Origin of the sequence: Arenimonas sp. SCN 70-307 (assembly GCF_001724815.1) — a bacterium.
Classification (GTDB): Bacteria; Pseudomonadota; Gammaproteobacteria; order Xanthomonadales; family Xanthomonadaceae; genus Arenimonas.
Genome location: NZ_MEDO01000019.1, coordinates 15,119 through 26,408 on the forward strand (window position 1 = coordinate 15,119; position 11,290 = coordinate 26,408).

Annotated in this window: 10 protein-coding genes; 5 read left to right on the forward strand and 5 right to left on the reverse strand. The window is 70.0% G+C overall.

Annotated features, from left to right (window positions below):
• Positions 1–15 precede the first annotated feature (15 nt).
• Positions 16–2,292, forward strand: coding sequence for an ATP-dependent Clp protease ATP-binding subunit ClpA (gene clpA, locus ABS41_RS10690; protein ID WP_290593760.1), 2,277 nt, complete (start codon positions 16–18; stop codon positions 2,290–2,292).
• A 73-nt stretch (positions 2,293–2,365) separates the two neighbouring features.
• Here the strand turns inward: clpA and infA are convergent, their stop codons facing one another.
• The 4 genes from infA to trxB all read right to left on the reverse strand — a co-directional run bounded on the left by infA (position 2,366) and on the right by trxB (position 5,491).
• Positions 2,366–2,584: a translation initiation factor IF-1 gene (gene infA / locus ABS41_RS10695; protein ID WP_034211033.1), complete on the reverse strand. Its 219-nt coding sequence runs from the start codon at positions 2,582–2,584 to the stop codon at positions 2,366–2,368.
• 80 nt (positions 2,585–2,664) lie between these two features.
• A complete protein-coding gene (gene aat, locus ABS41_RS10700) occupies positions 2,665–3,408 on the reverse strand; it encodes a leucyl/phenylalanyl-tRNA--protein transferase (protein WP_290593765.1) in 744 nt (247 codons plus the stop codon).
• Positions 3,374–4,516: a GNAT family N-acetyltransferase gene (locus ABS41_RS10705; RefSeq protein ID WP_290593768.1), complete on the reverse strand. Its 1,143-nt coding sequence runs from the start codon at positions 4,514–4,516 to the stop codon at positions 3,374–3,376. The genes aat and ABS41_RS10705 overlap by 35 nt, the downstream gene beginning before the upstream one ends.
• A 24-nt stretch (positions 4,517–4,540) precedes the next feature.
• Positions 4,541–5,491, reverse strand: coding sequence for a thioredoxin-disulfide reductase (gene trxB / locus ABS41_RS10710; RefSeq protein WP_290593770.1), 951 nt, complete (start codon positions 5,489–5,491; stop codon positions 4,541–4,543).
• Positions 5,492–5,660: 169 nt separating this feature from the next.
• Between trxB and ABS41_RS10715 the strand changes: the two genes are divergently transcribed.
• From ABS41_RS10715 to crcB, 4 genes are all read left to right on the forward strand, one after another.
• Entirely contained in the window at positions 5,661–8,000 is a 2,340-nt protein-coding gene (locus ABS41_RS10715; RefSeq protein WP_290594449.1) for a DNA translocase FtsK, read from the forward strand.
• 89 nt (positions 8,001–8,089) lie between these two features.
• Positions 8,090–8,737 carry an outer membrane lipoprotein carrier protein LolA gene (locus ABS41_RS10720; RefSeq protein WP_290593772.1) on the forward strand — a complete coding sequence of 216 codons (648 nt, stop codon included), beginning with the start codon at positions 8,090–8,092 and terminating at the stop codon, positions 8,735–8,737.
• 91 nt (positions 8,738–8,828) lie between these two features.
• Entirely contained in the window at positions 8,829–10,103 is a 1,275-nt protein-coding gene (locus ABS41_RS10725; RefSeq protein WP_290594451.1) for a replication-associated recombination protein A, read from the forward strand.
• A complete protein-coding gene (gene crcB / locus ABS41_RS10730) occupies positions 10,100–10,489 on the forward strand; it encodes a fluoride efflux transporter CrcB (protein WP_290593774.1) in 390 nt (129 codons plus the stop codon). Before ABS41_RS10725 ends, crcB begins: the two co-directional genes overlap by 4 nt.
• A gap of 7 nt (positions 10,490–10,496) precedes the next feature.
• On the opposite strand, the gene ABS41_RS10735 is transcribed toward crcB, so the two are convergent.
• Entirely contained in the window at positions 10,497–11,219 is a 723-nt protein-coding gene (locus ABS41_RS10735; protein WP_290594453.1) for an RNA pseudouridine synthase, read from the reverse strand.
• Between the last annotated feature and the right edge of the window lie 71 nt (positions 11,220–11,290).

Genomic DNA, 11,290 nt, shown 5'->3' on the forward strand with positions numbered 1-11,290 from the left:
GTTCCGGAGCAGACCATGTTCAGCAAGGACCTCGAGTACACCATCGGCCAGTGCTACAAGCAGGCCCGCGAAGCCCGCCATGAATTCATGACGGTCGAGCACCTGCTGCTGGCCCTGCTCGACAACCCGTCGGCGGCCAGCGTGCTCAAGGCCTGCGGCGCCGACCAGCCGCGCCTGTCCACCGGGCTGCGCCAGATCATCTCCGAGACGGTGCCGGTGCTGCCGGCCGACGACCCGCGCGACACCCAGCCCACGCTGGGCTTCCAGCGCGTGCTCCAGCGCGCCGTCTACCACGTGCAGTCCTCGGGCAAGAAGGAAGTCACCGGCGCCAACGTGCTGGTGGCCATCTTCGGCGAGAAGGACTCGCATGCGGTTTATTTCCTCAACCAGCAGGAGATCACCCGCCTCGACGTGGTGAACTACCTCTCGCACGGCATCGCCAAGATCGGCGACGCCAGCGAGGAGAAGGCCGCGCCCGAATCCAAGCCCGAGGGCGAGGAGGGCGGCGAGGCCAAGGGCAACCCGCTGCAGGAGTTCGCGGCCAACCTCAACGAGCTGGCGTGCGAAGGCAAGATCGACCCGCTGATCGGCCGCGAGGAAGAGGTCGAGCGCACCATCCAGGTGCTCTGCCGCCGCCGCAAGAACAACCCGCTCTACGTCGGCGAGGCCGGCGTGGGCAAGACCGCGCTGGCCGAAGGCCTGGCCTGGCGCATCGTCGAGGGCAAGGTGCCCGAGGTGCTGCGCGACGCCACCATCTACTCGCTCGACCTGGGCGCGCTGGTGGCCGGCACCAAGTACCGGGGCGACTTCGAGAAGCGCCTGAAGGCGGTCATCCAGCAGATCAAGAAGGAGCCGGGCGCCATCCTGTTCGTGGACGAGATCCACACCATCATCGGCGCCGGCTCGGCCTCGGGCGGCACCATGGACGCGTCCAACCTGATCAAGCCGGTGCTGCAGAGCGGCGAGCTGCGCTGCATCGGCTCGACCACGTTCCAGGAGTACCGCGGCGTGTTCGAGAAGGACCGCGCCCTGGCGCGCCGGTTCCAGAAGATCGACGTGGTCGAGCCGACGATTGCCGAAGCCGTGGCCATCCTCAACGGCCTCAAGACCCGTTTCGAGGCCCACCACGAGGTCGAGTACGCCGCCGACGCGCTGCAGGCCGCGGTCGACCTGTCGGTCAAGCACATCAACGACCGCCTGCTGCCGGACAAGGCCATCGACGTCATCGACGAGGCCGGCGCCCGCCAGCGCCTGCTGGCCGGGGACAAGCGCAAGAAGGTGGTGGACGTCGAGGAGATCGAGCTGATCGTCTCGAAGATGGCGCGCATCCCGACCAAGCAGGTCAGTGCCTCGGACAAGGACGTGCTGCTCAACCTCGAGCGCAACCTCAAGATGGTCATCTTCGGCCAGGACCCGGCCATCGAGACCCTGGTCTCGGCCATCAAGCTGGCCCGCTCGGGCCTGGCGAACCCGGACAAGCCGATCGGCAATTTCCTCTTCGCCGGCCCCACCGGCGTGGGCAAGACCGAGGTGACCCGCCAGCTGGCGATGCAGCTGGGCATCGAGCTGGTGCGCTTCGACATGTCCGAGTACATGGAAGCGCACTCGGTGAGTCGCCTGATCGGCGCGCCCCCGGGCTACGTCGGTTTCGACCAAGGCGGCCTGCTGACCGAAAAGATCGTCAAGACGCCGCACTGCGTGCTGCTGCTCGATGAAATCGAAAAGGCCCACCCGGACGTGTTCAACATCCTGCTGCAGGTCATGGACCGCGGCGTGCTGACCGACACCAACGGCCGCGAGGCGAACTTCCGCAACGTGGTGCTGGTGATGACCACCAATGCCGGCGCCACCCAGGCGGCGCGCCGCACCATGGGCTTCGTCGAGCAGAACCACACCACCGACGCGATGGAAGTGATCCGCAAGGCCTTCACGCCGGAGTTCCGCAACCGCCTGGACGGCATCATCCAGTTCGGCTCGCTGGGAATCGACCACATCCTGCGCGTGGTGGACAAGTTCCTGATCGAGCTCGAGGCGCAGCTGCACGAGAAGCACGTCTCGCTCAGCGCCACGCCCGAGGCGCGGCAGTGGCTGGCCCAGCACGGTTTCGACCCGCAGATGGGCGCGCGCCCGATGGCGCGCCTGCTGCAGGACAGGATCAAGCGCCCGCTGGCGGACGAACTGCTGTTCGGCAAGCTGGTCGGCGGTGGCCGCGTGTCGGTGGAAGTGCGCGACGGCGAACTCGTCGTCGAGGCCCAGGCCGAGCCCGAGAAGCTGCTGCCCGCCACGGTCTGACCGCGGCCGGGCAAAGAAAGGGGGTCAGGTTCACTTACCGCGCAGCGGTAAGTGAACCTGACCCCCTTTCTTGTTACTTCATGCGGTAGGTGATGCGACCCTTGGTCAGGTCGTAGGGCGTCATCTCGACCTTGACCTTGTCGCCGGTCAGGATGCGGATGTAGTTCTTGCGCATGCGGCCGGAAATGTGGGCCGTGATCACGTGGCCGTTCTCGAGCTTGACCCGGAACATGGTGTTCGGAAGGGTCTCGAGCACCGTGCCTTCGAATTCGATGGAATCGTCTTTGGACATTCTTTGTGTCGCTGGGCGGGAAAACCGCGCTTGGAAGCCGCGCATTCTGCCATGCCCTTGCCCCGCTTGCAAAAATTTGGTTAAGCGGCGCTGACGCCGGCCAGCCGGGCTGCCGGCAGCGGGGCTTCCCGCCAGGGCCCGGGCCGCCCGGGCGCCGCCACCAGCCCGGCCCAGCGGGCCAGGAAGGCCGCGCGCGGCAGCTCGCGGGCGCCAAGACCGAGCAGGTGCGGATTGGCCACCTGGGCGTCGATCCAGGGCCAGCCCCAGGCCGCCAGCCAGTGCCCCAGCGCCGCCAGGGCCACCTTCGAGCCGCCGCTTTCGGCACTGAACATGCTTTCGGCGCTGAAGGCACGGCCGACCGCCACGCCGTACAGGCCGCCCACCAGCCTCGGCCCGTCGAAGACCTCGATGCTGTGCGCGTACCCAAGCTGGTGCAGGTGCCCGTAGGCGGCGCGCATCGCCGGCGTGATCCAGGTGCCGTCCTGGCCGGGGCGGGGCGCGCGGGCGCAGGCGGCGACCACGGCGTCGAAGCAGGTATCGGTGCGCACTTCCCAGCGGCTGCGCCGCAGCGTGCGCCGGAAGCGCGAGGACAGCCGTATCGCGCCCGTGTCGAACACCGTGCGCGGATCCGGGCACCACCACAGCGGCGGCTGGCCTTCGGAATACCAGGGGAAGATGCCGCGCGAATACGCCGCCACCAGCCGCGCCGGCGAGAGATCGCCGCCCCAGGCCAGCAGGCCGTTGGGCTCGTCCAGCGCCTGTTCCGCCGGCGGGAAGGCTTCGGGCCGGTCAGCGGGCAGGGCAGGGATCGGCAGGTAGCTCACGGTAGGGATGATGCCCCAGCAGGCTGGCGCGGTGCCGGGCCACGGCCAAGCGCTCCTGCGCGCACCACTCGGCCAGCGCCGTCGCGAAGCGCGGTTCGGCCACGTGGTGGTGGCTGCGCGTGGCCACCGGCAGGAAGCCGCGGGCGATCTTGTGCACGCCCTGTGCGCCGGGCTCGAACACGGCCAGCTTCTCGCGCAGGCAGTACTCGATGCCCTGGTGGTAGCAGGTTTCGAAATGCAGGCCCGGCGCGTTTTCGCTGGCGCCCCAGTAGCGGCCGTAGAGCGTGTCGCTGCCGCGCAGGCACAGCGCGCCGGCCGCCACCTCGCCGGCGCGCTCGGCCAGCACCAGCACCAGCTGGCGCGGCATGGCCGTGGCCAGGTGCCGGAAGAACTCCAGAGACAGGGCGGGGTGGTTGCCGTAGTCGGCGAAGGTGCGGCAATAGAAGTAGTACATGGCCTCGAGGTCGGTGTCGCCCGCCTCGTCGCCGTGCACCACGCGGTAGCGGTAGCCCGCGCGCCGAACCTTTTCGCGCTCCTGGCGCAGGTTCTTGCGCTTCTTGGGCTGCAGGTCGGTCAGGAAGGCCTCGAAATCCGGCCAGCCGCGGTTGTGCCAGTGGAATTGCACGTCCTCGCGCGCCAGCCAGCCTTCGCCGAAGGCGGCGTCTTCGACGGCCGCATGGAAATTGACGTGCAACGACGACAGGCCGTCGCGGTCGGCCTGCCCGCGCATCGCCACCAGCAGCGCGGCGCGGTCGTTCTCGTCGCGGGCCAGCAGGCGCGGGCCGGTGACCGGCGTGTAGGGCACCGCCACCAGCCACTTGGGGAAGTAGTCCAACCCGGCCCGCGCGTAGGCATTGGCCCAGGCGTGGTCGAAGACGAACTCGCCGTGCGAATTGGCCTTCAGGTAGGCCGGCGCCGCCGCCACCAGCTCGCCGTCGCGCCAGAGCGTGGCGTGCCGCGGCGTCCAGCCCCAGGCCGGGCGCAGGCAGCCGTGGCGCTCGAGGCCGGCGAGGAAGGCGTGGGCCAGGAAGGGGTTGGCGCCGTCGTGCAACCCGTCCCAGGCCGTGGCCGGGATCTCGTCGAGGCGCTCGTGCAGCTTCAGTCGCATGGCGCCATTGTAGGAGCGCCGGGTTTATTCCTTGTCGAGGAACTTCTCGGCATCCAGGGCCGCCATGCAGCCGAAGCCGGCCGAGGTGATGGCCTGGCGGTAGACCTGGTCGGCCACGTCGCCGGCGGCGAACACGCCCGGCACCGAGGTGGCGGTGGCATTGCCCTCGAGCCCCGACTTGATGGTCAGGTAGCCGTTGCGCATCTCCAGCTGGCCCTCGAACAGCGAGGTGTTGGGCGTGTGGCCGATGGCCACGAAGAAGCCCTGCACCGCGATCTCGCGGGTCGAGTCGTCCTTGGTCGAGCGGATGCGCATGCCCGTGACGCCGGTCTCGTCGCCCAGCACCGCGTCCACGGTGTGGTCCCAGACCAGCTCGACCTTGCCGGCCTGGGCCTTGGCGAAGAGCTTGTCCTGCATGATCTTTTCCGAGCGCAGCTTGTCGCGGCGGTGCACCAGGTAGACCTTGCGGGCGATGTTCGACAGGTACAGCGCCTCCTCGACGGCGGTGTTGCCGCCGCCGATGACGGCCACGTCCTGGTCGCGGAAGAAGAAGCCGTCGCAGGTGGCGCAGGCCGAGACGCCCTTGCCCATGAAGGCCTGCTCGCTCTCCAGGCCCAGGTACTTGGCGCTGGCGCCGGTGGCGATGATCAGGGCGTCGCAGGTGTACTCGCCGCTGTCGCCGACCAGGCGGAAGGGCCGGCGCGAAAGGTCGGCGGTGTGGATGTGGTCGAAGATGATCTCGGTCTCGAAGCGCTCCGCGTGCGCCTGCATGCGCGCCATCAGGTCCGGGCCCATCAGGCCGTGGGCGTCGCCCGGCCAGTTGTCCACCTCGGTGGTGGTCATCAGCTGGCCACCCTGCTGCAGGCCGGTGACCAGCACCGGCTTGAGGTTGGCGCGGGCGGCGTAGACGGCGGCGGAATAGCCGGCCGGGCCGGAACCGAGGATGAGCAGGCGACAGTGCTTGGGGGCGGTCATGTATGATTCTTCTGGTTCGTAGGGGAATGTCCCGAAGGCCACGTAGCTTGTCGGCCTCGCCGGGGCAAATCAAGGCGAATGGCTGGTCCGCGCTGTTGCGCGACCGTGCCGGGGGGCAGTGGGCGCGGGGGCGCGAACTGCTGTATAAACAGCCGTCTATCACGTTTAGCTGAGGCAATTTCTCTCGGTGGCGCGCTCTCCCGATCGAACCAGCAAAACCGGCACCGACCGCCGCCAGAAACTCTGGCGCGAACTCGCGCTCGTCGCGATCTCGCCGCTGCTGCTCTATCTGCTGGCCAGCCTGCTCAGCTACCACACCGACGACCCGGGCCTGTCGCGCAGCGGCTCGGTCGCCGGGCCGCTGCACAACATCGGTGGCTACGTCGGCGCCTACCTCGCCGACATGGCCTTTTCGCTGTTCGGCTACATCTCCTACACGCTGCCGGTGGTGCTGGGCGGCGTGGCCTGGATCGCCCTTTTCGGCCTCGACTCCGACGGCGACGGCCGGGTGGACTTCGGCCCGGCCCTGCGCCTGGTCGGCATCGTCGGTTTCCTGGTGACCGGCTGCGGCCTGGCCCACGTGCTCGGCGGCGCCGCGCCCGACCTGCCGGCGGGTTCGGGCGGCATCCTCGGCGGCCTGGTCGGCGATTCGATGCGCAGCGTGTTCGGCGTGATGGGCGGCAACCTGTTCCTGCTGGCCGTGCTGCTGATGTCGGTCACCCTGGCCACTGGCCTGAGCTGGTTCGCGCTGATGGACTGGATCGGCGGCCAGGTGCTGGCGCTCGCGCGGCGCCTGGGCACCGGCACCCGCCAGGCGGCCGAGTGGCAGCGCGCCCGCGCCATGCGCGAGGAGCGCGAGGTGGTGCGCAAGGTCGAGACGGTCAAGCGCGCCAAGCGCGAGCCGGTGTACATCGAGCCGCCGCCGAAACCCGTGATCGAGAAGTCCGAGCGCGCCCAGCGCGAGCAGCAGATCCCGCTGTTCAACGCCGCCGGCGGCGACGGCCTGCCGCCGCTGTCGCTGCTCGACGACCCCAAGGAGCAGCCCAAGGGCTATTCCGAGGAGACGCTGGAAACCCTTTCGCGCCAGATCGAATTCAAGCTCAAGGACTTCCGTGTCGAGGTGCAGGTGGTCGGCGCCTACCCGGGCCCGGTGATCACCCGCTTCGAGATGGAACCGGCGCCGGGCGTGAAGGGCAGCCAGATCAGCTCGCTCGACAAGGACATCGCCCGCGGCCTGAGCGTGAAGTCGGTGCGCGTGGTGGACGTGATCCCGGGCAAGTCCGTGGTCGGCCTGGAAATCCCCAACGCCCACCGCGAGACGATCTACCTCAGCGAAATCCTGCGCTCGAAGGAATACGACAAGGTCACCTCGCCCCTGGCCATGGCCCTGGGCAAGGACATCGCCGGCCGCCCGGTGGTGGTCGACCTGGCGCGCATGCCGCACCTGCTGGTGGCGGGCACCACCGGTTCGGGCAAGTCGGTGGGCGTCAACGCCATGGTCCTGAGCCTGCTCTACAAGAGCAGCGCCAAGGACGTGCGCATGCTGATGATCGACCCGAAGATGCTCGAGCTCTCGGTCTACCAGAACATCCCGCACCTGCTCGCGCCCGTGGTCACCGACATGAAGGAGGCCGCCAACGGCCTGCGCTGGTGCGTGGCCGAGATGGAGCGGCGCTACAAGCTGATGAGCGCGGTCGGCGTGCGCAACCTGGCCGGCTTCAACCGCAAGGTCAAGGACGCCCAGGACGCCGGCCAGCCGCTGGTCGACCCGCTGTTCCGCCCCAACCCGGAACTGGGCGAGGTGCCGCGCCCGCTCGAGCCGCTGCCCTACATCGTCGTGTTCATCGACGAATTCGCCGACATGATGATGATCGTCGGCAAGAAGGTCGAGGAGCTCATCGCCCGCCTGGCGCAGAAGGCCCGCGCCGCCGGCATCCACCTGATCCTGGCCACCCAGCGCCCGTCGGTGGACGTGATCACCGGCCTGATCAAGGCCAACATCCCGACCCGCATCGCCTTCCAGGTGAGCTCGAAGATCGACTCGCGCACGATTCTCGACCAGTCGGGTGCCGAGACGCTGCTGGGCAACGGCGACATGCTCTACCTGCCGCCGGGCACGGCCATGCCCGAGCGCGTGCACGGCGCCTTCGTCAGCGACGACGAGGTGCACCGCGTGGTGGCCTTCCTGCGCCAGAACAGCAGCGGCCCGGACTACATCGAGGGCGTGCTCGAGGACGTGCAGTCCATGGGCGACGGCGTGGTGATCGGCCCCACCGGCCTGCCCGAATCGGGCGGCGGCGCCGGCGACGAGTCCGACCCGCTCTACGACGAGGCGGTGAAGGTGGTCACCGAGACCCGCCGCGCGTCCATCTCGGGCGTGCAGCGGCGCCTGAAGATCGGCTACAACCGCGCCGCCCGCCTGATCGAGGCGATGGAGGCCGCGGGCATCGTCTCGCCGCCCGAGCACAACGGCGACCGCAAGGTCATCGCGCCGCCGCCACCGCGCTGAGCGGTCGCTAAACCGGGCGCCGGCGCGCCGTTCTTTGTTCAGCCGCGCCGCGCCACACTCGCCTGCAACCACGCCACGGATCCAGACCCATGCGCCTTCTCGCCCTGCTCGTGCTCGCCCTTGCCGCCCCGCTGGCCCAGGCCGGCGCGCGCGCCCAGCTCGACGCCTTCAGCCAGGGCGTGCAGGGCCTGTCGACCACTTTCGAGCAGCGCGTCTACGACCCGGACAAGCGCATGGTCGAAATGGCCACTGGCACGGTCAAGCTCAACAAGCCGCGGCAGTTCCGCTGGGAAGTGCTGCAGCCGTACCCGCAGCTGATCGTCGCCGACGGCGACCATGTCTGGATCCACGACCCCGACCTCGAGCAGGTGACGGTGCGCAAGCAGTCGCTGGAGGAGCAGGGCAGCCCGCTGTCGGTGCTCATCGACCCGACCGAGCTCGAGCGCCAGTTCAAGGTGGCCGAGGGCGCCAGCGCCAATGGCCTGTCCTGGCTCGAGCTGTCGCCGCGCCAGGCCGAGGACGCGCCCTTCGAGCGCGCCCGCCTGGGCTTCGACGGCAAGGGCCTGGCGGTGATGGAGATGTTCGACGGCCTGGGCCAGCGCACCGAGGTGCGCTTCGGCGCCTGGCAGCGCAACCCGCCCTTCGCCGCCGGTACCTTCGCCTTCGTGCCGCCGAAGGGCACCGAGGTGGTCGGCGAGCAGATCCGCGCCGCCGAGGTCATCCCGCTGGGCGAGTGAGCGGCGCTAAACTGGCGGCGTGACGCGCAAAGCCCCCGCCAGCGACTCCCTGTTCCAGGCCCCAGAGGCCCTCAAGCCGCTGGCCGAGCGCATGCGCCCGGCCTCGCTGGATGAAATGGTGGGCCAGCGCCGCCTGCTGGCGCCGGGCTCGGCGCTGCGCCGGGCGGTCGAGTCGGGCCGCGTGCATTCGATGATCCTCTGGGGCCCGCCGGGCTGCGGCAAGACGACGCTGGCCCTGCTGCTGGCGCGCTATGCCGAGGCCGAATTCGTCGCCATCTCCGCCGTGCTCTCCGGCCTGCCGCAGGTGCGCGAGGTGCTGGCGGCGGCCGAGGCGCGCTTCGGCCAGGGGCAGCGCACGGTGCTGTTCGTGGACGAGGTGCACCGCTTCAACAAGGCCCAGCAGGACGCCTTCCTGCCGCACATCGAGCGCGGCAGCATCCTGTTCGTCGGCGCCACCACCGAGAACCCCAGCTTCGAACTCAACTCGGCGCTGCTCTCGCGCTGCCGCGTGCACGTGCTCGAGGCCGTGTCGGCCGAGGACATCGTGCAGGCGCTGCAGCGCGCGCTTGGGGACGAGGGCCGGGGCCTGGGCGGGCAGGGCATCCGCGTCGACGAGGCGCGCCTGCGCGAGATCGCCGGCGCCGCCGACGGCGACGTGCGCCGCGCGCTGACCCTGCTCGAGATCGCCGCCGAGCTGGCCGCGGACGAGGGCGGGGAGATCACCGAGGCGACGCTGGTGCAGGTGCTGGCCGACCGCACGCGCCGCTTCGACAAGGGCGGCGAGCAGTTCTACGACCAGATCTCGGCCCTGCACAAGTCCGTGCGCAGCTCCAACCCCGACGCCGCGCTGTACTGGTTCGTGCGCATGCTCGACGGCGGCTGCGACCCGGGTTACCTGGCGCGGCGCATCACCCGCATGGCGGTGGAGGACATCGGCCTGGCCGACCCGCGCGCGCTGCAGATGGCCCTCGAAGCGTGGGACGCCTACGAGCGCCTGGGCAGCCCCGAGGGCGACCTGGCGCTGGCGCAGGTGGTGCTTTATCTCGCCAGCACCGCCAAGTCCAACGCCGGCTACGTGGCCTTCAAGGCCGCCCAGGCCGACGTGCGCGAGACCGGCACGCAGGACGTGCCCCTGCACCTGCGCAATGCCCCGACCAAATTGATGAAGCAGCTCGGTTACGGCAGCGGCTACCAGTACGACCACGACGCGCCCGAAGGCATCGCCCTCGACCAGACCGCGTTTCCCGACGCGATGGGCGAGCGCGAGTACTACCACCCGGTCGAGCGCGGCCTCGAGATCAAGCTCAGGGAAAAACTCGACCGCCTGCGCGCCGCGCGGGCGGCCGCACGTGGAGGCAAGGCATGAACTGGCCGCTGCTGGGCATGGTGATGGCAGGCGGCGCGCTCGGCGCCGGCGCGCGCCACCTGATGGGCGCCTGGCTGCTGCGCCAGCTCGGCACTGGCCTGCCTTGGGGCACGCTCGCGGTGAACCTGCTGGGCAGTTTCCTGGCCGGCTTCATCGTGGTGTGGCTGCAGGAGCGCGGCGAGGGCGCGATGCTGCTGCGCGGTTTCCTGGTGGTGGGCCTGCTCGGTGGCTTCACCACCTATTCGGCGCTGATGCTTGAGTGCCTGCTGTATGCCCGCGAGGGACGATCCGGGCAGGTGATGGCCTACCTGGCGCTGACGCTGGTGGCCGGGCTGGCGCTGGTCTGGGCCGGTGCGCGGCTGGCGCAGTGGCTGCGGCCGGTCTGAGCGTCGCTCAGAAGCGTTCCAGCACCGGCAGGTAGCGCCACTGCCCGGCGGGCATCTTCGACAGCGCGATGCGCCCCAGGCGCAGCCGCCGCATCGCGGTGGCGCGCAGGCCCACTTCGGCGCACAGGTGCTCGAGCAGGCCCGGCCGCACGCCCTTGATGGCGAAGCGCAGGCGCTGCTCGCTCTGCCAGCTCACCTTGAACGGCGCCACCGGCCAGCCGTTGAAGCTCGTGCCGCCGACGAGGCGGTTCCAGCCGTAGGGCGCCAGTTCGCCCTCGACGTCGACCAGCCATTCCTGCTCGAGCTTGTTGCCGTCCTCGGCCAGCTTGCGCAGCACGCGGCCGTCCTGGCTGTAGACCACCAGGCCGCTGGCCGCGGGCTCGATGGCCATGGCCGGCGACAGGCGCTGGAAATGCCGGCGCAGCAGGCGCCAGCCGGAGGCGTCCTCGGGCCAGCGGTGTTCGGGCGCCAGCAGGGCCAGCGCGGCCTCCGGCCCGGCGTCCATGTCGAAGCCGGCCGGCTTGTGCAGCAGCAGCGTGGCCGGCTCGGCCGGCTCCGGGCGGGCGCCCGGCAGCAAGGCCACGACCTCATCGCCCACGGGGTGCTGGGGCGCCTCGACCACGACGCCGTCCACCGTGACCCAGCCGCCCTGCACGTACAGCTCGGCCTCGCTGCGCGAGCAGCCGGTCAGCTCGACCACGCGGCGGGCGAGGCGGACCGGCTCGGTCATGACTTGCGGGCGCATGGTCGTCTCCGTCCGGTGGCCGCACAGGATGCGCGCCCAGCCCCGGAAGCATGCGC